Origin of the sequence: Corynebacterium sp. HMSC27B11 (assembly GCF_001815985.1) — a bacterium.
Taxonomy (GTDB): Bacteria; Actinomycetota; Actinomycetes; order Mycobacteriales; family Mycobacteriaceae; genus Corynebacterium.
The window spans coordinates 30,924-52,719 of sequence record NZ_KV823564.1 but is presented as its reverse complement, the minus strand read 5'-3'; the positions used below and the strand labels follow the sequence as shown (position 1 = coordinate 52,719).

The 21,796-nt window shown below is 65.1% G+C and carries 18 protein-coding genes; 8 read left to right on the top strand and 10 right to left on the bottom strand.

Annotated elements, in window-relative coordinates; translation table 11 throughout:
* Positions 1–162: 162 nt before the first annotated feature.
* From HMPREF3097_RS06540 to HMPREF3097_RS06530, 3 genes are all read right to left on the bottom strand, one after another.
* A complete protein-coding gene (locus HMPREF3097_RS06540; RefSeq protein WP_070761603.1) occupies positions 163–450 on the bottom strand; it encodes a hypothetical protein in 288 nt (95 codons plus the stop codon).
* A 35-nt stretch (positions 451–485) separates the two neighbouring features.
* Complete coding sequence (locus HMPREF3097_RS06535; protein WP_070761602.1) at positions 486–2,657, bottom strand: M3 family metallopeptidase; 2,172 nt, start codon at positions 2,655–2,657, stop codon at positions 486–488.
* Positions 2,658–2,753: 96 nt separating this feature from the next.
* Positions 2,754–3,722, bottom strand: a complete 969-nt coding sequence (locus tag HMPREF3097_RS06530; protein WP_246821310.1) for an ABC transporter substrate-binding protein — start codon at positions 3,720–3,722, stop codon at positions 2,754–2,756.
* A gap of 176 nt (positions 3,723–3,898) precedes the next feature.
* Between HMPREF3097_RS06530 and HMPREF3097_RS06525 the strand changes: the two genes are divergently transcribed.
* Positions 3,899–5,200: a MalY/PatB family protein gene (locus HMPREF3097_RS06525; RefSeq protein ID WP_070761601.1), complete on the top strand. Its 1,302-nt coding sequence runs from the start codon at positions 3,899–3,901 to the stop codon at positions 5,198–5,200.
* 71 nt (positions 5,201–5,271) lie between these two features.
* A complete protein-coding gene (locus HMPREF3097_RS06520; RefSeq protein ID WP_070761600.1) occupies positions 5,272–7,167 on the top strand; it encodes an ABC transporter ATP-binding protein in 1,896 nt (631 codons plus the stop codon).
* A gap of 136 nt (positions 7,168–7,303) precedes the next feature.
* On the opposite strand, the gene HMPREF3097_RS09545 is transcribed toward HMPREF3097_RS06520, so the two are convergent.
* Both HMPREF3097_RS09545 and HMPREF3097_RS06515 read right to left on the bottom strand, forming a co-directional pair.
* Positions 7,304–7,477 carry a CsbD family protein gene (locus tag HMPREF3097_RS09545; protein WP_083317970.1) on the bottom strand — a complete coding sequence of 58 codons (174 nt, stop codon included), beginning with the start codon at positions 7,475–7,477 and terminating at the stop codon, positions 7,304–7,306.
* Between the two features lie 77 nt (positions 7,478–7,554).
* Entirely contained in the window at positions 7,555–8,406 is an 852-nt protein-coding gene (locus HMPREF3097_RS06515; RefSeq protein WP_070757628.1) for a 3-hydroxybutyryl-CoA dehydrogenase, read from the bottom strand.
* 148 nt (positions 8,407–8,554) lie between these two features.
* On the opposite strand from HMPREF3097_RS06515, the gene HMPREF3097_RS06510 reads away from it, so the two are divergent.
* Positions 8,555–11,146, top strand: a complete 2,592-nt coding sequence (locus HMPREF3097_RS06510) for a DEAD/DEAH box helicase (protein ID WP_070761599.1) — start codon at positions 8,555–8,557, stop codon at positions 11,144–11,146.
* Positions 11,147–11,234: 88 nt separating this feature from the next.
* Here HMPREF3097_RS06510 and HMPREF3097_RS06505 read toward each other — a convergent pair whose 3' ends face one another.
* The 3 genes from HMPREF3097_RS06505 to HMPREF3097_RS06495 all read right to left on the bottom strand — a co-directional run bounded on the left by HMPREF3097_RS06505 (position 11,235) and on the right by HMPREF3097_RS06495 (position 13,783).
* Positions 11,235–12,164, bottom strand: a complete 930-nt coding sequence (locus HMPREF3097_RS06505; RefSeq protein WP_070761598.1) for a hypothetical protein — start codon at positions 12,162–12,164, stop codon at positions 11,235–11,237.
* A gap of 65 nt (positions 12,165–12,229) precedes the next feature.
* Positions 12,230–13,000, bottom strand: coding sequence for a serine hydrolase (locus HMPREF3097_RS06500; protein WP_070761597.1), 771 nt, complete (start codon positions 12,998–13,000; stop codon positions 12,230–12,232).
* A 153-nt stretch (positions 13,001–13,153) separates the two neighbouring features.
* Positions 13,154–13,783, bottom strand: a complete 630-nt coding sequence (locus HMPREF3097_RS06495) for a phosphoprotein phosphatase (protein ID WP_070761596.1) — start codon at positions 13,781–13,783, stop codon at positions 13,154–13,156.
* Positions 13,784–13,931: 148 nt separating this feature from the next.
* Between HMPREF3097_RS06495 and HMPREF3097_RS06490 the strand changes: the two genes are divergently transcribed.
* Together HMPREF3097_RS06490 and HMPREF3097_RS06485 are read left to right on the top strand one after the other, a co-directional pair.
* The gene (locus HMPREF3097_RS06490) at positions 13,932–14,969 is read left to right on the top strand and encodes a bile acid:sodium symporter family protein (RefSeq protein ID WP_070761595.1); all 1,038 of its coding nucleotides are present in this window, start codon (positions 13,932–13,934) and stop codon (positions 14,967–14,969) included.
* Between the two features lie 301 nt (positions 14,970–15,270).
* Positions 15,271–16,200, top strand: a complete 930-nt coding sequence (locus HMPREF3097_RS06485; RefSeq protein ID WP_246817964.1) for an NADP-dependent oxidoreductase — start codon at positions 15,271–15,273, stop codon at positions 16,198–16,200.
* A 326-nt stretch (positions 16,201–16,526) separates the two neighbouring features.
* Here HMPREF3097_RS06485 and lepA read toward each other — a convergent pair whose 3' ends face one another.
* Positions 16,527–18,380 carry a translation elongation factor 4 gene (gene lepA / locus HMPREF3097_RS06480; RefSeq protein WP_070761594.1) on the bottom strand — a complete coding sequence of 618 codons (1,854 nt, stop codon included), beginning with the start codon at positions 18,378–18,380 and terminating at the stop codon, positions 16,527–16,529.
* 152 nt (positions 18,381–18,532) lie between these two features.
* Here lepA and HMPREF3097_RS06475 point away from each other — a divergent pair, with 152 nt between their 5' ends.
* The 3 genes from HMPREF3097_RS06475 (at position 18,533) to HMPREF3097_RS06465 (ending at position 20,728) form a co-directional block, all read left to right on the top strand.
* Entirely contained in the window at positions 18,533–19,102 is a 570-nt protein-coding gene (locus tag HMPREF3097_RS06475; RefSeq protein WP_070757614.1) for a type II toxin-antitoxin system PemK/MazF family toxin, read from the top strand.
* 176 nt (positions 19,103–19,278) lie between these two features.
* Complete coding sequence (gene rpsT / locus HMPREF3097_RS06470; RefSeq protein ID WP_012360603.1) at positions 19,279–19,542, top strand: 30S ribosomal protein S20; 264 nt, start codon at positions 19,279–19,281, stop codon at positions 19,540–19,542.
* Between the two features lie 157 nt (positions 19,543–19,699).
* Positions 19,700–20,728 (top strand): ADP-ribosylglycohydrolase family protein, encoded by a 1,029-nt coding sequence (locus HMPREF3097_RS06465; RefSeq protein WP_070761593.1) that lies wholly within the window; start codon positions 19,700–19,702, stop codon positions 20,726–20,728.
* Between the two features lie 61 nt (positions 20,729–20,789).
* Here the strand turns inward: HMPREF3097_RS06465 and holA are convergent, their stop codons facing one another.
* The gene (holA, locus tag HMPREF3097_RS06460) at positions 20,790–21,794 is read right to left on the bottom strand and encodes a DNA polymerase III subunit delta (protein WP_070761592.1); all 1,005 of its coding nucleotides are present in this window, start codon (positions 21,792–21,794) and stop codon (positions 20,790–20,792) included.
* Between the last annotated feature and the right edge of the window lie 2 nt (positions 21,795–21,796).

Here is a 21,796-nt window from a genome sequence, read left to right as displayed (position 1 = left end):
CACTAAAACGCCAATTTTCCCGAGTCGTGCATCCCTGCGGGCCTCCCCCACCGCCGAAGGGCGAGGACCCTAAAGGACGTTAGTCACGAGCCACGCCACGAGAAGGAGCACGAGCAGCAGGGCAAGGGCCTGCCGAACCTTCGAATGGTGCTTCATGGTTTCCTAAACACTCTCCTGTTCACCGCCACGCCCATCCTCGGCGCTGGCGACGCTCTCTAGCTGAACACCCGAGGATTGCTGGGCATGCCCCGGGGGCGCAGATTTTTCAACCTGTACTGCCAGCAGCTTCACGCTCTCCGGCCCCAGGACCTCCGCCTCCTCGGCACTGCGTGGGATGATCCCCCAGAGCACCTTGTTGAGCAGCCAGGAGGCACCCCCGGCGAAGGCAAGCAGGAATGCCACAACCACCGGAGCCTGGATCCATACCGAGGCGTTGATCAGCCAATTCATGTTCTCACTACCGAGAATCTACTCGTTGCGGGCGCTTAGCCGTTAACCGCACCCGACAGACCGCGGCGGCGCAGCAGCGGTTCGACGCTGCGCTGGCGGCCACGGAACATCCAGAATGCATCCTCGTAGTCGATGGTCGCACCGCGCGAGAGGATCATGCGGCGGAAGCGTTCCCCGGCGAAGCGGACGTCGTCCAGATCGATCTCCTCGGCGTCGGCCTCGTTGCTCGTCGCTTCCCCGTCCGCATCCAACGCAGCCTCCCGGGCGGCACCGGTGTCAACGAAAGCCTGGAAGCCATCGGCGTCCAGCACCTCCGCCCAGAGGTAAGACCAGTAGTCCGCCGAGTAGCCACCGGCGAAGATGTGGTTGAAGTAGGCGGAACGGTAGCGCGGGGCGATCTTATCCGCGATATCGATGCCAGCCTCCTCGAGCGCGCGGCGTTCGAAGGCGGCGATGTCCGTAACCTGGGCGGCCTCGTCCTCAGTCAGCTGGTGCCAGGCCAGGTCCACCACGCAGGCGGCGACGTACTCGGTGGTGGCAAAGCCCTCGCCCCACTGCGCCTGCTTCTGGACGGCGGCGACCAGCTCGGCGGGCAGCACCTCGCCGGTATCCACGTGCTTGGCGTAGTTGGCCAGAATCTCCGGCTGCAGGGCCCAGTTCTCGTTGATCTGGGAGGGGAACTCCACGAAGTCGCGCGGCACAGAGGTGCCGGACAGGCTCGGGTAGCGAACCTCGGAGAGCAACCCGTGCAGGGCGTGACCGAACTCGTGGAACACGGTGGCCACCTCGTCGAGGCTGAGCAGCGCCCGGCCCAGCTCGCCCGGCGCGAGTTCGGCCGGCTTGGCGACATTGAGGACGTTGACGACGACCGGCTTGGTTCCCAGCAGGTCGGACTGGTCCACGAAGCTGCTCATCCACGCGCCTCCCCGCTTGGTGGGGCGGGCGTACATGTCCGTGATAATCAGGCCGATGCCCTCACCGGGGGTCGCTCCCGGGTAGCTGCTGTCCGCGCCCTCGCGAACCTCCCAGACCAGGGCCTCCGGGTGGTAGCCCTCGAGATCCTCGCGGCGGACAACCTCGATGCCGTAGAGGCGCTGGGCGGCGTAGAAGGCACCGTCGACGAGCACCTGATCCAGCGGGAAGTAGCTGCGCAGCTCCTCCTCGTCGACCGAGAGTTCCTCCTGCTTCAGCTGGGCGGACCAATAGGCCCAGTCTGCACCCGTGAGCTCGGAGTTTTCCTCACCGGAAGCTCCAGCGGAGACGGCCTGCTTGTCCAGCAGTCGCTTGTACTCGCCGTGGGCATTGCTCACCGCGGCGGGAATCACCTGGTTCAGCAGCCCCTTGACGGCCTCGACGGAGCCAGCGGTTTCCTCCTCCGCCACGAAGTCAGCGTGGGAGGCGTAGCCCAGCAGCTTGGCGCGGCGGGCGCGCAGGCGGGCGATCTCCTTGAGGGTCTCATCATTGGCCGTTCCGGCACGCTGCAGGGAGGCTTCGTAAACCCGGCGGCGGACCTCCGGGTTCTCGAGGGATTCCAGAATGGGCTGCACGCTGGGCAGGCCGAGCCGGATGAGCCAGCCCTCCTTGCCGGCTTCCTTCGCGTCGGTGGCCAGGACCTCGCGGGTGGGCGAGCTGAGGCCAGCGAGCTCCGATTCCTCAGTGATCAGCACGGCGGAGGCCTCGGTCTGCTCCTGCAGGACGCGGCCGAAGCGGGTGGACAGTTCGGCGAGGCGCTCGTCGATCTGCTTGAGCTCATCCCGCTGCTCCGGGGCGAGCTCCGCCCCTCCCCGGCGGAACTTGCGGCGCCAGTGGTCCATGAGCGCGGCCTCCTCGCTGCCCTCCTCGATCTGGGTGTTCTCGTCGACCCGCTTGATGCGCTCCCACAGCGCCTCATTGAGGTAGAGCTCGGAGAAGTGCTTCGCCAGTGGCGGGGACACCGCCTCCTCCACGTCGCGGATCTCCGGGGTGGCCATTGTGCCGGCGTAGTTGAAGATCACCGCGAGCACACGGTCGAGCATCCGACCGGAGGCCTCGAGGGCCTCCAGGGTGTTCTCCCAGGTCGGCTCCTCGGGGTTCGCCGCGATGGCTGCGATCTCCGCGGCGTGGTCGTCCACCGCGGTGAAGAAGGCCGGGACGAGCTCGTTGACCTCGACTTTGGCGAAGTCCGGCAGCTCGTAGGGAAGGCTGGAAGGCGTGTCGAAATCTAACATGCGCTCCAGTGTAGCGACCTGCCCGGACACGGCTGTGGGGCCGGTGGCGGGCGCTAGGAACTTCGGCGCTGGGGCTTGGCGCTAGGGGCTTTGGCGCTAGTCATCCTTGGATACTTCCTTGGCGATGATCTCCAGCGGCTCGAGGGAACGCACGGAGGGGTCCAGGCCAACGCCCGGGACGACGATGAACTTGTTCTCGCGCACCGCCTTCATGTTCTTGGTCGCGGGCTCGCGCTTGAGCTCGTCGATCTTTTCCTGCGCGGTGTCCATCGGTAGTCCACGGCCGGAGATGTCGGCGACGACGATGTAGTCCGGGTCTTTCTCGGCGAAGGCCTCCCAGCTGACCTCGTTGCGGGCTTCCTTGAGGTCCTCGAAGACGTTGGTCGAGCCGGTGAGCTTCGCGATGTCGTTGGAGATGCCGTAGCGGCCGTCGACCCACGGGGCGGCATCGTTGATGTTGAAGAGGAAGGCGAGGGACTTGCCGGAGTTCACGTCCGCCTTATCGATGGCTTCCTGGGTCTGGTCGATGAGCTTCTTGGCTTCTTCCTCCGCGCCAAGAATTTCACCCAGCTGCTCGTAGTCCTTCTGGAGATTCTCGAAGCCAGTCGTGCCGTCCTCCGGGCAATCCGTGTTGGAGACGAAGGTGCGAACACCGTTTTCTGCCCAGAACTCGCGGGCCCCGGTGAGGCTTTCAACGAAGCTGCCGCGCTGGGTGGCGACGATGAAGTCCGGGTCCACCTCGAGCACCTGCTCCGCGGTCGCGACGGTCTTGCTCAGCACGGGAATGCTGTCATAGGCCTCCTGCCACTTCGGCTGAACCTTGTCTCGCAGCGAGCTGGTGCCGACCATCTTGTCCTTCTGGCCCAGCTCGAAGAGATTTTCGGTGGTCGCCTGGCGCAGGGTGACGATGCGCTCCGGCTTCTCATCGATCGAGATCTCCGTGCCGCAGTTGTCAATGGTGCGCCCACCCTGGGCGGTGGTGTCCTCCTCCGAACACGCAACGAGCCCTGCCGCCAGGGTCAGACCAACGATGCCGGCGCCGATCCGCAGAGTTTTATTCTTCATATTGATCTTCCTTCATCAGTCACGGGAGGGATATTCACCGGGTCGCGACCGGCTGGTCCGCATCCGAGACACCCATCGCTCTGGCGTTCAATGGATACTTATCCTAGCTAAACGCTAAAAACCAGCATATAGACAGAGTTGTCTATACCCCCGACGGGGCGAGTACACTGTTGGCCATGACTAGCCACAACTCCAGCACACTCGAACTGCCCACCCTGGCGGAACTGCGACGCCGCGGTACGAAGAAGTGGCGCGGCTATCCCGATGACGTCATCCCCATGTGGGTCGCGGAGTCCGACTTTCACACCTGCCCGGCCGTTGCCCGCGCCATCCAGGACTGCGTGGACCGCGAATACTTCGGCTACTCCGCTGACGACGAGGAGCTGCGGGAAGCACTCGCCGGCTTCTACGAACGCCGCTTCGGATGGACCTTCTCCCCCGGCTGGGTTCGCTCCGTCCCCGACGTGGTCACAGGAGTGAAAATCGCCGTCGAGGAACTCACCCCCGCGGGATCCGCGATCGTGCTGCCCGTGCCCGCCTATAACCCCTTCTTCGAAATCCCGGACGTCACCGGTCGCCCCTCGATCGAGGTGCCCATGACTCCGGAGGGAGGCTTCGACCTCGCCGCCCTGGAGGAGGTCTTCGCAGCCGGCACCGCAACCACGCGCGGACGCGTCGTCGTCGATAAGGGAGCGGGAAACAACGGACAGGCGGAAGAGGGAAGCACAGCCGCGCCGGCCGGGTCGCTGATCCTATGCAGTCCCTATAACCCGCTCGGCCGGGTGTTCAGCGAGTCTGAACTGCGCGACGTCGTGGAGCTGGCGGCGAAGTACAACGTGCGGGTCATCTCCGACGAGATCCACGCCCCCATCGTCTACCCGGGGCACCAGCACACCCCGGCCGCCTCGATCAGCGAGATCGCGGCGGAGAACACCATCACGGTCACCGCCACGTCGAAGGGGTGGAATACCGCCGGCCTCCGGTGCGCCCAAATGATCCTGAGCTCCCCGCGCGACCGCGAAATCATGGCCGGAGTGCACAAGCTGCGCACCGGGGAGGCATCCACCATCGGGATCGCCGCCGCGACCGCCGCCTACAGCGACGAGTCCGGCTGGCTGGAGGAACAGATCGACTACCTTAGCGGCAACCTCGAACTGCTCGAACGCCGCCTGCCCGAGGTTCTGCCCGGCGCGACATTCCATCGCCCGGAGGGGACCTACCTGCTGTGGGTGGATGCTCGCGACGTCCCGGGGCTGGGTGCGACCACGGGCGCGGACAGTGAAACGTCGACGGACCCAGCGGGGCCAACAGACCCAGCAGAGCAGATCCTGCAGCGGGCGAAGGTGGCCTTCAACACCGGAGCCATCTACGGCGCCGGTGGGGCCGGACACCTGCGGATCAACTTCGCGACCTCGCGGGAGATTCTCACTCAAGCGTTGGATCGGATCGCTGCGGCGGGCTTCGGAGAGAGCGCTTAAGACTTGTCTGCCCTCTTGACTAGGCTTCTTGGTTGTTAGACCTCAAGCCCAACGAAGGAGCACGCGAGTACATGATTGCCGCTTTCGGCAGGATTCTACGGTCCACGAAGGAGCTCATGCCCTTCTACGTGATCGTGATGATCTCGAGCATCCTCACCGCCGGCCTGGCTCTGGCCGCACCATTCCTGGTGAAAAGCGCCACCGACACGATCGTGGCCTCGGTGCAGGGCGAGCTCTCCCGCGACGCCGCGCTGCAGACCGTGATCTGGCTGGCAGTGGCCCTGCTCGGCGTGGAGCTGGCCAGTAACCTGGTTCGCAATATCGGCGGCTGGTTCGGTGACGTGATGGCCACCCGGATGCGGCAGATCCTCTCCAACCGCTACTTTGCGAAACTGCTCAGCCTGCCTCAGAGCTACTACGACAAGCAGGTCACGGGCACCATCATCTCGCGATTGGACCGCTCGATCCTGGGGCTCACCCAGTTCCTGCAGTCCTTCGCCAATGACTTCTTCTCCATGCTGCTCACGGTCGCGCTGATCCTGGTGATCACCGCGATCTACTACTGGCCATTGGCCCTGCTGCTGGCCGTGATCTTCCCGATGTACCTGTGGCTCACCGCGCTAACGAGCCGAAAGTGGATCGTCTGGGAGAAGGAGAAAAACGAGCACATTGACACCGCCCAGGGCCGGTTCGCCGAGGTCATCGGCCAGGTGAAGGTAGTCAAGTCCTTCGTCACGGAGCTGCGCGAGCTGCGCATCTTCCAGAAGCACTTCGACGAGACCGTGCAGATCACCCGCGTGCAGTCCCGTTACTGGCACATGATGGACACCCTCCGCATGGGCGGGATGAACATCATCTTCTTCGCCATCTACCTCACCCTGTTCTGGCAGACGATCAGCGGGCGCTTCACCATCGGCGACATGGTCCTGCTCCTGCAGCTTGTGGTCATGGCCCGCCAGCCGGCCAGCATGATGAGCTGGCTGGTGGACACCGCCCAGCGCGCCGCCGCCGGTTCCCGCGAATACTTCGAAGCGATGGAGGAGCTGGAGGAGCCAACAACAGCACCCGCCTTGCAGCAAGCCTCTCGCCCAGGCGGCAGCATGCTCGTCGACCAGGAGGATGTGAACGCTGCTCTCGTCCCGCAGCTTTCAGCCCCGCAGTCGGGGCCGGTCTTCGAGTTCCGGGACGTGGACTTCGAGTACCTGCCCGGCGAGCCCGTCATTCACGATGTGAGTTTCAGCGCGCAGCGGGGCCAGACGGTGGCGCTGGTCGGCGAGTCCGGCGGCGGTAAATCCACCCTGGTGAACCTCCTGCTGGGCCTGTACCAGCCCACCGCTGGGACGCTCACCGTCTGCGGTGAGGACGTCTCGACGTTAACCAGCGCGGAACTACGTTCCTCGGTGGGCGTGGTCTTCCAGGAGCCGGCGCTGTTCTCCGGCACGATCCGCGAGAACATCGCCTACGCCACCCCGTATGCCAGCCAGGCAGATATCGAGGATGCCGCCAAGCGTGCGAATGCGCACGAGTTCATCGTGGGCTTCACCGACGGCTACGACACGGTCATCGGAGAACGGGGCCTGCGGCTGTCCGGCGGCCAGAAGCAGCGCATCGCGGTAGCCCGAGCGATGCTGAAGGACGCCCCCGTGCTGGTATTGGATGAGGCCACCTCCGCGCTGGATACCAAGGCAGAGCGCGTGGTCCAGGCGGGCCTGGAACAACTGATGGAAGGGCGCACCACACTCGTGATTGCCCACCGGCTGTCGACGATCGCAAACGTGGACACCATCGTCACCCTGGACGAGGGCCGCGTCGACGAGGTTGGCTCCCCCGCGGAGCTGGCGACCTCCGGGGGTATCTACTCCGAACTGCTGAAGCTCACGGGCTCGACCTCGGCTGCTGACCGCGAGCGGTTGAAGCGCTTCGGTTTCTGGGAGGGCGAGCCGGAGGAGGAGCCCGCGGAGGGCTAAGCCCCCGGGCTGGCCGAGGAACTCAGGCAACGTGGCAACAAGAAAGGCTCCCACCGGAAAACCGGCTGGGAGCCTCAAAAATTTTCAGCCTAAGCGCCGGGGCTTATGCCCAGGGGCTTAAACGAGGGAAAATTCTTTACTTGTCGGTCGCGTCGTTGAAGGCCTCAGCAACCTTGTCCTTGACCTCGTTAGCCTTGTCCTGCAGATCGGACTTAGCCTGATCGATCTTGCCCTCAGCCTTGGTGGACTCGTCGCCCGTTGCGTCGCCGAAAGCTTCCTTTGCCTTGCCCTTGATGTCGTCGATAGACATGTGCTTCCTCCTAGAAGTTGGAATGTTCCGTTGCCCCTCCCACGATACAGAAAAACCGCGGGCGGCGGAGATAGTTTTTAGTACTCGTAGAAGCCCTTGCCGGACTTGCGGCCGAAGTGGCCGGCCTGCACCATGCGGCGCAGCAGCGGCGGGCAGGAGTAGGTCGGGTCGCCGAACTCCTCGAACATCACGTCCGCGATGAACGCGCAGGTGTCCAGACCCACCATGTCAGCCAGGGTCAGCGGGCCCATCGGGTGCGCGGCGCCCAGCTTCATGCCGGTGTCGATGTCTTCTGCGGTGGCCACGCCCTGCTCCACCATGCGGATCGCGGAGAGCATGTACGGCACCAGCAGGAAGTTCACGATGAAGCCGGAACGGTCCTTCGCACGGATGGCGGTCTTGCCCATCTTCTCGGTCGCGAAGGTCTGCGCCTTCTCCACGGCTTCCTCAGAGGTGGTCAGCGCCGGGATGACCTCCACGAGAGGCAGAACCGGAACCGGGTTGAAGAAGTGCAGGCCGAGCACGCGCTCCGGGTTCTTCGTCGCCGAGGCGATGGTTTGGATCGGCAGCGACGAGGTGTTGGAGCACAGCGGCGCGGTCTTGTCTTCGACGATCTCGTCGAGCTGCGCGAAGACGTCCTTCTTGATCTTCTCGTTCTCGACGATGGCCTCCATGACCATCTCGCGGTCCGCGAAGTCCTCCAGGTTGGTGGTGTAGCTCAGACGGGACAGGGTCGCGTCCCGGTCCTCTGCGGAGAGCTTCCCGCGCTCCACCGCCTTATCCAGGGACTTCTCGATTCGCGCCTGGCCGGCGTCGACGGCCTCCTGCTTCAGCTCCCAGACGAGGACGTCCGCGCCAGACTTCGCAGCAACCTCTGCGATTCCAGCTCCCATGAGTCCTGCTCCGACGATGCCTACTCGCTGCACCATGTGAAACCTCCGTTTTGTCGGTAGATAGTTATATTTTTCAGCATAGTGACGCAGGCTACATTTCGCCGTCTTTTCCTCCTCTCCGCTGCCGCTCCCCTCGCCTCATTTCGCGCGATCTTCCGACACGGGCGTTGCTAGGATGATCGGCGTGAATATCGGCGGCCAAGAAGTCACGGTCCAACGCATCGATTCGCTCATTGACGGGCTCATCGACGTGCGTTTCCACTGGGAGGCCACCACCGAGCGGGTCAACCGGCTCCGCGAGGGCGGCCCCGCCCCCACTCTTTGTTCCGAGAACTCCGCCCGCCTCTTCGGCTTTGGCCAGAATCTCAGCACGGCCGCCTTCCTGCGAACCCTCGCACCAGGCCAAGCCCCGAGCATTCCCTGGAACGAGCTCAACTCCTCGCTGCAGTCCGTCGGCACGATCCCGAGCCGCGACGAGCTTGAAGCGCAGCGTCCTGAGCTGAAGAAGCTCGCCGAGTACCGGGGCCTGCGCCGCCTCTTCCGGTCCCGCCCACAGGCCCAGATCGACACCTACCGCAGGTACGCCGCCATCGACGGCGCCACGGTGCACTCGGTGCTGACTGGCGTGGACGCCGCCCTGGGTTCCACGGACCGCGGCCAGTTCCTGGGGATCGATCTGGCGGCGATGCGCCCGGCGATCACCGCCGAGCTGGAGCGCCTCACGGGCTGGGATGTGCACTGGCACCAGCCCGCGGAGCTCGATGTCCACCGGCAAGCACTCGCGCGGCTGGCCGAGGTCGACGCCACCGAGAAGTCCCTGCTGGCGGAGGTCGAGAGCCAGCAGCGTTCTCTGAAGAGCACGCTGGCGGACGCGGAGCTGAGGCAGACCGACATCCAGATCCTCGACCAGCTCACGCCGTCGACCTCCCTGCGCCTAGGCCCCCTGCATCACCTGAACCTGCTGGATATCGAGGCCGCCACTGTCAGCGACCTCACCCGCTACGACGGCGTGGGCGAGCAGACCGCTCGGCAGGCGATCGCCGCGGCGAAGCGCTACGCCGCCGAGATGCGCGCGGACCAGCCCGCGATCATCGACTACCGGGATAAGGGCCCCTCCACCGCCTACGTCCGGGCGCTGGCTGATCTCCTCCAGTTCCGCGAGCAGCAACGTGAAGCGCAGCTCGAAGGCCCATTCCTGGCGCTGCCGGAAGGCTTCGATGCCTACGCGCAGGGTTTCAGCGAATTCGCGCTGGCCCGCCCGGCCGATGGTTCGCGGCTGATCACACAGCCGGAACTGGCGAAAATCCCGACCCGTAGAGCCCCACTGTCCGCAGAGCAGGCGTGGCACCTTTACGCCATCCGCGCGGCAGAGTTCCATGCCTTCGGCGACGACAAGTCCGCCACCGCCGTGCCGGAGGATATCGCCAAGTCCATCGAGGAGATCACCCTCCGTGGCGTGCTGCACGCGAGCTTGCGCGGCTACCAGGACTTCGGGGCGAGGTACGCGCTTGCCCAGCGCAAGGTCCTGATCGGCGATGAGATGGGCCTGGGAAAAACCATGCAGGCTTTGGCTGTGTTCGCCCATCTCGCTGCCCGCGGCGAGAAGCACTTTCTGGTGGTCTGCCCTCCCAGCCTGCGCATCAACTGGGAGCGAGAGATCAAAAAGTTCACGGATCTTGAGCCCCACATCATCGCCGGACCGTACAAGGACGCCGCCTACGAGGCCTTCAGCAACCGGGGCGGGGTCGCCATCGTGGGCTTCCCCGAGGTTCGCGGAGACTCCACAGTCATGACCGGTGACCTGGAATTCGGCGCGCTCGTCGTCGACGAAGCGCACCGGGCAAAGAACCCCAAATCCAAGCAAGCCCAGGGGGTGCAGCAACTCACCGCACGGACGGAGGTCGTCACCTACCTTTCCGGCACCCCGCTGGAAAACCGGGTGTCGGAGATGGAAACGCTGCTGGGCTACCTCGACCCAGAGCTCGAACCCAAGCTCGAGAAGGCACGCAGGAGCGCGCGTGAGTTCCGCACCGTCGTCGCGCGCCGCTACCTGCGCCGCAACCAGAGCGACGTCCTCGCCGAGCTGCCCCCGCTGACCGAAACAGAGGAATGGATCGAGGCCTTCGAGTCGGACCGTGAGAAGTACAACGAGGCCGTCGAGGCGGGCAACTTCATGCAGATGCGGCAGAGCTTCAGCGGGCCGGGGTCCGCGAAGATGGAGCGCTTCGCCGAGCTGCTCACCGACGGCCTGGATGATGATAAGACGATCGTGTTCACGTACTTCCGCGGCGTGCTCGATCACCTCATGAATAGCCTCGGCGACCGGGCATTCGGCCCGATCGCGGGTGGGGTGAGCCACCAGGAACGCCAGCAAGCGGTGGATGATTTCACGGCAGCTGAACCCGGCGCGGTGCTCGTCGCTCAGATCAATGCCGCCAGCGAAGGGCTGAATATCCAGGCGGCGAACCACGTGGTGCTCATCGAGCCCCAGCTCAACCCGGCGGTTGAGGCGCAGGCCATCGCGCGCGCCCACCGCATGGGCCAGATCAACCCGGTAGAGGTGCACCGGCTGCTCACCCCGGATTCCGTGGAGGAGCGGCTGCATCTCCTGCTGGCAACCAAGCGGGAGCTCTTTGATTCCTATGCCCGCGACTCGGTGGCCGCCCAGCAGAACCCGGAGGCCATGGACATCACGGACCAGCAGGTCATGAGTGAGGTGCTCGCCGCCGAGAAGGAGCGGATCAAGGAGCGTCGCGGCGAGACCCCGACCCTCTAGGTTGTCCTAAGGCGCTCTGGGCGACTCTCACCTTCTTAAGCGTGCCCAGGGGGGCGCGCCGCAACGCCCCGCCGGCAGGCGCCGGATACTAGCCCAGCTGGTTGAGCAGATCGTCGGCGCGGTTGCGCAGGTCCTGCTCGAGTTGGTCGGTGTCGGGCAACTCGATGCCGCCGGTGCCGTTGCCCGGGTTATTTCCCTCCGGCGCGGGGTTGGTGTCCCCTCCCGGCTGGCCACCCGGGTCCTGGTTATCGCGACCGCCGAGGCGGTTGCGCAGGTCATCCAGGTTCGGACCGCGGCTGGGCTCCTCCTGCGTCTCCGGCGCTTCGGTGCTCGGCTCGGTGGTGACGGTGGTGGTGGACGTCGTGGAGGTCGAGGATTCGGCGTCCGCCGACTCGTCGGAACGGTTATTCCACCACATGAACCCGCCGATCAGCAGGGCGATGACCAGTAGGATTCCCAAGATGGGGCCCACTGGGGTGCGCCGCTTGCCCTGACCATTCTGCCCAGGGGTACCGCCGCTGAACTGGGGATTGCCGTGCTGCTGTGGCTGGCGCGACGGGTAGCCATTCGGCGGCTGCCGGTAGCCCTGCTGTGGGCCTGGCCCTTGCGGCCCCGGGTAGCTGGCACCGTAGCCCGGTGGCGGGCCCTGCTGGTACTGGGGCGGGCCCTGCTGGTACTGGGGCTGATCATGGCGATACTGGGGAGGTTGCCCGTTCTGGTAGTCCGGCTGCCCGGCCGCCCCGTGCGGCGGGTACTGCGCGGCCCCGTGGTCGGGGTAGTCACCGAACCCATCCGGGAGGTACTGGGTGTCGAACTGATCGGCGGCAGCGTGATTTGACCCGTGATCCGGCCCCTGCTCCGGGCGGATGACGCGCGTCGCATCGTCGTTTCCGTCGAAACCGCCGTCGGCCTGGTCAAAGCCCTCGTCGTTGACGCGGGGGAAGAACGAGGTCTCGGCGTCGTCGTCCTCGTAGTTCCAGTTCGGACGGCCGCTTGCGTTGTCGCGGTTGTTATTCACAGTCTGTTTCCTCCTTCAAGGGAAGAACCCTTTTCTTGAGGAACCAGTCTAGGTGACTTAAGCGACTACCAGGAGTGTGGGCGGGCGGATTTCACATCTTCCGTCTGCTTGGCAGGCCCACCCCAGGTGAAGGCGGCGGCGGTGTAATTCGCGCCGTAGCTGGCGGAGCTCACCGCGGTCTGGCCGTAATCGGACCAGCCCCACTTGGTGCCTTCGGCGCCCGGCAGCTGCGCGGTGCCCCAGTTTTGGCGGGTGCCGTCGCTGGCCACAGGGGCCGCCGTGCCCATCCAGAACAACACCGGGGAGTTGGGGGTGTGCTTGCGCAGATTATCGAGGAAGACCGCGGCGTCCGTCGCGCTCGTCAGCGAGGTGCCCCACTTATCCCCCGCCACGGTGCTCCACAGGCCATAGCGCTGGGCGGTCTTGGTGATCGCCTCCGGGTACTTCTTATAGAGCTGATTAGCGGCATCGTCGTCGGAGATCCGCAGCATCTTCTGCGTGAGGTACCAGTCCCGGCCGGACTTGTCCCCGGACTTCAGGACGTAGTCCGCGATATACATCTTCATCACGGACAGGCCGGGGCGCGGTTCGTCGGCATTGCCGGTCTTCGCGATCCCCTTCGGGGTGACGACGGCCATCGTCGTCTCGGCTGGCACGTTGGCGATGTACTTGCCCAGATCTTCGGACGTCGCGGGCCACGCTGCAAGCGCTTCCTGCTTCGCCGCGTTCGTTGCACCAACCGGGCCAGCGACGGCGGAGACAGTAAGGCCCGCACCGAGGAGTACGGCAGCGAGCGAGCGCGCCGGTGTCGCGGCAGTGCGAATATTGAACTTCACGGTCTTCCCACCTTTCAACGTCCAGGGGCGCCCGCAGCAGGAGAAATGCAGCTGAGGGCACGAGGTTTTCGGATTAACCCTACCTTAGAGGCTTCTCAGAGCAATGCAGCCTGTCCGATTTTTCTCAGCGCAAACCCTCGAGCAGCTCAGTGCTTAGTCCCTCCCGGAGGCCATGAGGGTTTCCATGAGCTCCTCCTTGACCACCGGCTTCAGCCCCCAGGGGTCCACACCCACGTCGACCTGGCCGGCCCCGGTGATGGGGGTCGGCGAGTGAAGGTGGCCGTGCAGCATCCAGGGCACGTCCAGGCGCAGCTCGTCGTGGCGGGAACCACCCGGGATATGGTCCTGGCCGGGGCGCGGGAAATGGTTGAGCCACACCGTGTGTCCCTCCCAGAGGAGGTTTTGCATCGATTGCACAGAATCGAAGACCTCCAGGAAGCGGGGCTGGCGCAGGTAGGCGTGCGTGTGCAGTGGATGGGTCGAGTCGTGGTTTCCGCTCACCAGGTGGAGGTAGACCCGCGGCATGTCATCCGCCTTCAGTGCCGCCTGGATCTTGTCGAGTGCTGCCTCTTCTTGTGGTTCCCAGCCGCTGGAGATATCTCCAAGGATCCACAGGTGATCCCCCTCTTGCAGGGCTTCGCGAAGGTTGCCTAGCAGCGTGGCGTCGTGCCGGGCGACCCCGGCCTCGTCCTCGCCGAAACCCCTAATGCCGGACACCAAGGGGTGCCCAAGATGCAGATCGCTCGTGAACCAGGTCGTGGATCCTTCTCCGCCGGTCAACATCGCGCACACCTCCCTTAATCCTCACGCGCGCTGCGCCCGCCGGGCTGACGGCCGCGCTCTGTTGAACACTTTCGCTCCAGCTTAGCCATACTCAGCACAAAACCGCCCCGTTTCACACTTTGGGAACTTAATCCCATATAGTGGGTTTATGACACAGCACGACAACACCACGAACACCACCACCGTGGACGCCGAAGAGCGCTCGGCACGTATCGCCGTCTTCGCTTTCCCGGCGTTCATCTTGGCTGGCTCTGCCCTGGCCTTCTTCTCCCCGGGCACCTTCACCCCGCTGGCCCCGCACGTCTCCACGATGATCGCCATCATCATGCTGTGCATGGGGCTCACGCTGACCCTGCCGGACTTCAAGGAGATCCTGCGCCGCCCCTGGCCGATCTTCATCGGCGTCGTCGCCCAGTTCATCATCATGCCGCTGGGCGCGGTCGCGGTCGCCAAGCTGCTGGGGCTCAACCCGATGCTCGCCATCGGCCTGCTGATGCTGGGCTCCGTCCCCGGCGGCACCACCTCCAACGTGGTCGCCTACCTCGCGAAGGGCGACGTCGCCCTCTCCGTCGCCATGACTTCCGTGTCGACGATCCTGTCCCCCATCGCCACCCCGATCATCATGCTGCTGCTCGCCGGTGAGGAGACCCCGGTCGACGGCGCGAACATGGCCTGGTCCCTGGTCCAGACGGTGCTGCTGCCCGTCGTCGGCGGCCTGGTCATCCGCGTGATCTTCGACCGCTTCGTCACCGCGCTGCTGCCGATCCTGCCGTGGCTGTCCATCATCGCCATCGGTGGAGTGGTCTTCCCCGCTGTCGCGAAGTCCTCCGACACCCTCGCCCAGGTCGGCCTGCTCACCCTCATCGCGGTGATCCTGCACAACGCCATCGGCTACGGCCTGGGCTTCCTGGCAGCCAAGGTCTTCGGTTACCCACAGGCCGTCGCCCGCACCACCTCCATCGAGGTCGCCACCCAGTCCGCAGGCCTGTCCTCCGCGATGGCAGGCAAGTACTGGAGCCCCGAGGCTGCTATCCCGGGCGCGATCGCCGCGGTCTGGCACAACATTTCCGGCGCGATCTTCGCCTTCCTGGCCCGCCGCATCGACGCCAAGCGCGCCGCACAGCCCGCACAGCAGGAAACCAAGCAGGCAAACCCAGAGGAGGTCCCGACCCCGGTCGCGGACTAAAAGCTCACAGAGCTTGCTCACCCTCCCGGCGCGTGAGCCCACGGGTTCACGCGCACAACCCAGAGACAGCTTCAATACACAACGATCCGGCGACGCCAAGTTTGGCGGCCGGGTCGTCGTCATAATCGAGGTCGCCACCCAATCCGCAGGCCTGTCCTCCGCGATGGCGGGCACGTACTGGAGCTCCGAGGCTGCTATCCCGGGCGCGATCGCCGCGGTCTGGCACAACATCTCCGGGGCTCTGTTCGCTTTCCCCATGCGCCGCTTCGCCAAGAACTAGCGGACCCCTACCATGGGGTTCATGCGCATCTTCGGCTTTGAATCCTTCGGCGGCCCCGATGTCACCCGCTTCCTCGACGTCGCCGACCTCACCTGGCAGCCCGGCAGCGTGCTGATCCGCCCCACGGCGATCAGCTTGAACCCCGGCGACATTAAAGTGCGGAATGGCCAGCGCCAGGGTTCCTTCCCGGTCTCTTTCCCCATGGCCATGGGCCGCGAGGCCGCCGGCACCGTCGTGCAGGCCGACCCTTCTACCGGTTTCTCACCAGGTGATCGCGTCTTCGGCTCGGCTTTCTCCGGCACTGGTGCTGCGAGCGATGCTCTTGTTCTTTTGGACGCCACCTCGACCGCAGCTATCCCCAGCGGTGTAGAGGCCACGGATGCCACCTGCCTCCCCGCGGCTGCCGGGACCGCCTACGACGCTTTGGCAGAACTGCACGACCTGGAGACTTGGCCGGATGAGGGCGCCCGTCTGCTGGTGATCGGCGCAGGTGGCGGTGTGGGCACGCATGCCCTGCAGTTAGCGCGGCATTTCGACATTGAGGTCATCGGCATTGCCAGTGCTCGCAAGAAGGCGCTGGTAGAGCGCCTGGGGGCGCGGTTTATGGACACCGCGGAGCTAGGCAAGACCGGTTCCCACGTCACCGTTCCACCAGTGGACGGCATCCTGGATCTAGTCGGCGGCGAGGTCTTGGAGGGGCTGGCGCACCTTGCACCAGAGGGCGCGATCCGCAGCGCCGCAGACAAGCAGCTGGCCGCCCGCCTGGGTGGCAGTGGCATCACTCGAATCCGCACCCAAGAGCGTTTCGCGGAGCTCGCCCGCTTGGTCGCGGACGGCGCGATGCGCCCGGTGATCGGCAGAGAGCTACCTTTCAGCGCCGCCGCCGAGGGCTACCAGGAGGTCGAGTCGGGCCACGCGCTGGGAAAGGTTGTTCTCACTGTGAATGACTAGCGGAAGCGCTAGGCTTCTTCATTAATACGAATCTTTGCTTTGCTTAAGGGCATTTTCATGAAGCGCATGCCTGCCCTAGTCCTACTCACCGTCGCCGCGATGGGATTAAGCGCCTGCGGATCTGAAGATTCCAACGATGCCGCCGACTCAGGCAGTGCCGCCAACGCCTCTGCACAGCAGGATTCGGCAGCTAAGGATCACAAAGCCCGCTTGCCCTCCCGCCGCGTGAGCCCACGGGTTCACGCGCACAACCCAGAGCAGCTGAAATACACAACGACCCGGCGACGCCAAATTTGGCGGCCGGTCGTCGTCATAAAGGAAGGAAGTTAGTCCTCGCCCCCGGTGGACAGGGCAGCGACGAAGGCCTCCTGCGGCACCGAGACGGTACCGATGTTCTTCATGCGCTTCTTACCTTCCTTCTGCTTCTCCAGCAGCTTGCGCTTACGCGAAATGTCACCGCCGTAGCACTTCGCGAGGACGTCCTTGCGCAGCGCGCGGATGTTCTCACGCGCGATGATCTTCGAACCGATGGCAGCCTGGATCGGCACCTCGAACTGCTGGCGCGGAATCAGATCCTTGAGCTTCACGGCCATCTTGTTGCCGTAGTAGTGAGCATTCTCGCGGTGCACGATCGCACTGAACGCATCCACCGGCTCACCCTGCAGCAGGATATCCACCTTCACCAGGTCCGCCTGCTCCTCGCCGGCCTCCTCGTAGTTCAGGGAGGCATAACCCTTGGTGCGGGACTTCAAGGAATCGAAGAAGTCGAAGATGATCTCGCCCAGCGGGATGCGGTAGCGCAGCTCCACGCGGTCCTGGGAGAGGAAGTCCATGTTCTTCATCTGGCCGCGCTTGGACTGACACAGCTCCATGGTCCCACCCAGGAAAGCTTCCGGCACGATGATCGTCATATCCACCATCGGCTCGTAGACCGCCTGCAGCTTGCCGCCCGGCCAGTCGGACGGGTTGCGCACGAAGGTCTCCGTGCCGTCCTCCTGGATCACGCGGTAGACCACGGACGGGGCGGTGGAGATTAGATCCAGGCCGAACTCCCGCTCCAGGCGGGTGCGGGTGATCTCCATGTGCAGCAGGCCCAGGAAGCCGCAGCGGAAACCGAAGCCCAGGGCGACGGAGGTCTCCGGCTCGAAGCTCAGGGAGGCGTCGTTGAGCTGCAGCTTCTCGATGGCCTCGCGCAGCTCCGGGTACTGGTCCGCGGAGATCGGGAACAGACCCGAGTAGACCATCGGCTTCGGCTCCGCGTAGCCCTGCAGCGGCTCGGTCGCGCCGTTGTGCGCCAGGGTGACGGTATCGCCGACCTTGGACTGGCGGACGTCCTTCACACCGGTGATGAGGTAGCCCACCTCGCCCACGCCAAGGCCCTTAGTCTTCGTCGGCCCCGGGGAGACAACACCGATCTCCAGGGTGTCGTGCTCCGTCCCGGTGGACATCATCTTGTTCTTCTCGCGGTCATTCAGGCGACCGTCCATCATGCGGACGTAGGTCACCACGCCGCGGTAAGTGTCGTAGACCGAGTCGAAGATCAGCGCGCGGGCCGGGGCATCCGGGTCACCCACCGGGTGCGGGACAAGCTCGCAGACCCGGTCCAGCAGCTCCGGCACGCCCTCACCCGTCTTACCCGAGACGCGCAGAACCTCCTCCGGCTCGCAGCCGATGATGTTCGCCAGCTCCTGGGAGTACTTCTCCGGATCGGCGGCCGGGAGGTCGATCTTGTTCAGGACCGGGATGATCTCCAGGTCCTTATCCATCGCGAGGTAGAGGTTCGCCAGGGTCTGGGCCTCAATACCCTGGGCTGCGTCGACCAGCAGGATCGCGCCCTCACATGCCTCGAGGGCGCGGGAGACCTCGTAGGTGAAGTCCACGTGGCCCGGGGTATCAATGAGCTGGAGAACCAGCTCCTCGCCCTCGTGCTCACCGGACTTCGGCACCCACGGGATGCGCACGTTCTGCGCCTTAATGGTGATGCCGCGCTCCCGCTCCAGCTCCATGTTGTCCAGGTAGCGGTCGCGCATATCGCGGTGTTCGATGACGCCGGAGAGGTCGAGGATGCGGTCCGCCAGCGTCGACTTCCCGTGGTCGATGTGCGCGATGATGCAGAAGTTTCGGATCCGCTCGGGCTCCGTAAACGTCTCGATGGCGTAGTTCTTCTGCTTGGCGCTCATGCCGTACTCCTCGACTCTCCTTCAAGCCACTTCTCCCCAGCACCGTGCGGGGGTAAATCGCTATCCAAACCCTACTATGTTCCGCGGATTGTGCACTATCGTCGCGCCTCGTTCCGCACGCCCCGCCTACCGGGCGCGATAAGATCAGCGCTATGCCCCTTTTCGACAGGACGCCACCGCAACCGAAGCAGCAGGACCGGCCCGGCCGGATCACCCGGCTGCTCAACCGGCACTTCCGGCACTACGGGAACCTGGCCGAGGGGCTCGAGCTATTGAACTCCGAGCTGGGGCTCACGGAATCCGCGAGCGTGCGCTACGTGCCGCCCGAGCCCACCGTCAAAACACCAACGCATGTGCACGCGCGCGCCACGATCTACGCACCAGACATGGACGGCCAGGCGGACCCCGGTGAGGTGGTGTGGGCAGACATTCGCCCCAACCGCGGGGCAGAGATCCAACGACGCGCCGTCCTCATCGTCGGACGTAACCACCACACGCTGCTGACCCTGCTGATCTCGTCGAACGAAGAGCACCGCAATCACGACAACTGGACCGCGATCGGGCCGGGCGCGTGGGACATGAACCGCAGCGAAAGCTGGGTGCGCCTCGACAAGATCCTCGAAATCCCGGAGTCGCAGATCCTGCGGCGCGGGCTGCACATGCCGGAACGGCGCTACGACCGCATCGCCCAGCGGCTCCGCGAGGACTACGGCTGGCACTAGGCCGGTTAGGTTTCGCGCCACGCAGCTGCTAAAATTCCTCGAGTTCCCCATGGCGGATTCGGGCCACCGGCCGCACGGCGCAGGACCTTGGGCATCGTGTGAGAGAACGTCGTTGGACACACTCGGCCACCATGGTTGTCACGAACACTGATTTTTAAGGAAGAGGTAGCCAGCACATGGCAAACATCAAGCAGACTAAGAAGCGCGTTCTCACCAACGAGATCGCACGTCAGCGCAACAAGGCAGTCCGCTCCCGTCTGCGCACCGAGTCCCGCAAGTTCCACGCACTCGTGGAGGCCGGCGACAAGGATGCAGCCGAGAAGCAGATGCGCGTTGCTGCTCGTCTGTACGACAAGGCCGTCACCAAGGGCGTTCTGCACCGCAACAACGCGGCGAACAAGAAGTCCCGCATGGCCGCACACCTGAACGGCATGAAGTAAAGTACGCCGTTTCAGGGGGACCGCGCAGCGCGGGGGTTTCTCCGCCGCGGGGTTCCACTAGAGTACGAAGGGATCGGTTCTCCGGTCCCTTTTTGCTTTCCTGCGAAACCGCAATTTCGCACTCCTCTTTTTGAGAATCCAAGGAGCCACAAGTTCTATGAAGGAACGCTTCCGTTCGGCACTGTTCGGCACCGCGTTGGGGGACGCATGGGGCTTTCCTTATAACGCCGAGCCCCAGTCGGACAGCACCCCGCTGCCGGATCAGCTGAAGATCAGCGACGACACGCAGATGACGCTGGCGCTGACCGCCGCGATGCGGGCGATCGACGAGGGCGACATGGACCGCGACGAGGGCATGGAGACCATCGCCAGCCAGTTCATCGCGTACCGCCGGGACCCGGACTACCAGCGCTACCCGGGCGCGTCGAACACCGAGTCCCTGGACCGCCTGCTGGAACACGGCCCCAAGGAGTGGGACAAGGTATCGACCCACTCCCCTGGTTCGGGCGCGGTGCTGCGTTCCTCGGCCTCCGCGTTCCTCGGCCAGGGCGGCACCGGCGTGGGTTGGAGCGTGCTGCAGACCACGCTGACCCACGACTCCTGCCCGGCACGTGCGGCGGCAGCGGTCGTGGCGTGCGCGCTGCTCGCGGATCCGGGTTCGGATCTGCTCGACGTGGCCTCCGGGCTGGCGGGCGACCGGCATTTCGATGAGGACACGATCCTCACCGACCAGGAGAAGTCGGACATCATCGAGGACCTGGAGAACGCGCTCATCACGGACCTGCCGGGCCCGGATGTGCCGCTCATCGAGCTGGTCAACCGCGTGATCGAGGTACGCAAGGTGATCAGCCCCATGCTGGCCAACGGCGACTTCGAGGAGCTCTACCGCGATGCCCACAAGTTCCTGAAGATCCTGGGGCGCGGCTGGGGCGCGGGTTCCGCGACGGCCTCCGCGCTGCTCCTGGCGCAGCTTTACCTGGACAACGCCGAGCGCTACGCCCCGCAGGACTTCCTGCACGTCGCCGTGAGCTGGGAGGGCAACCGCAACTCCCGCGCCGCGCTGACGGGCGCGCTGATCGGCGCGCACCTGGGGGATACCCGCTGGGAGGCGACCCGCAATTACGACTTCGGATCCCGCTACGACCAGGCGATCCACTCCGGGGTCTGGGCCGGCTTCGGCGTCTAGTTCCCCGGTCGGGGGAGGCTATGGGGTGGTCGCCGGATTACACCGCCACCAGGCGACAGCACTAACGGCGGGCGATGAGCCCCGCGAGCTGTCGCACCGTGTCCTCCACCGCATATTCCGGGGCGGGCAGCTGCCCCTTCACCCCAGCATCCAGCTGCGCGACCAGCTGCACGCCCCGGGACACCGCCGCCGGGGGCCACTGCCTGGCCACCCGCAGCGTCTTCTCTAGCTTCCAGGGCGCCATCCCGAAGGCCGACGCATCCCTCCGTGGATCGATCCGTCCAGCACCGGCCACGCGCGCCACGTCTCGCATCGCGGTAGACAGCGCCGAGGCGATGAGCACCAGTGGCACCCCCAGCTGAATCGCCCGACGCGCCGCGGCCACGGCCTCCCCCTGGCGGCCAGCCAGCACCAGGTCCGCGATATCGAAACCGGTGACCTCCGCCTGCCCCTGGTAGTAGCGCTGCACCGCAGCCGGGGTGACGTTCGCATCGGTGTCCGCGACCAGCTGGCTCACCGCACTCGCCAGTTCCCGCAGATCGGAGCCCACCGAGTCGAGCATCCGGTCCACGACTTCCGGCCCCACGCTCACCCCATAGGAGCGGAACTCCTGCTCCACGAAGGACCGCCGCTCCCGGGGCCGGAGTGGTTCTGCTGGGAAGATCCGGACCCCGAGCTTCTGCCATTCATTGACCAGCCGCTTATTGCGCCCCTTCCCGCTGTGCAGCAGGATCAGTACCACGCCATCAGCCGGGGTTTCGATGGCGGACTTCAGCAGCGCCACCGTCTCCTTCCCGCAGTCCGCGACCCCGGAGATCACCACGATCCGGTCCTCTGCGAACAGCGAGGGGCTCAGCAGCTCGATGAGCTGCGGCTCGCTCAGGTTGGTGGCCTTGTGCAGCTCCACGGGTAGGTCTGGATTGCCCGCGTTCTTGCGAGCCGCGTGGACGATGGCGAAGCGTTGCCGCTCGGCGAGGAATTCCTCCGCGCCCACGATCATGTTGACCGCGGAGATCGCCGGGGGTTTCTTGCTCGCCTGTTCGCCACGTGCCATGCCCAAAATCATGC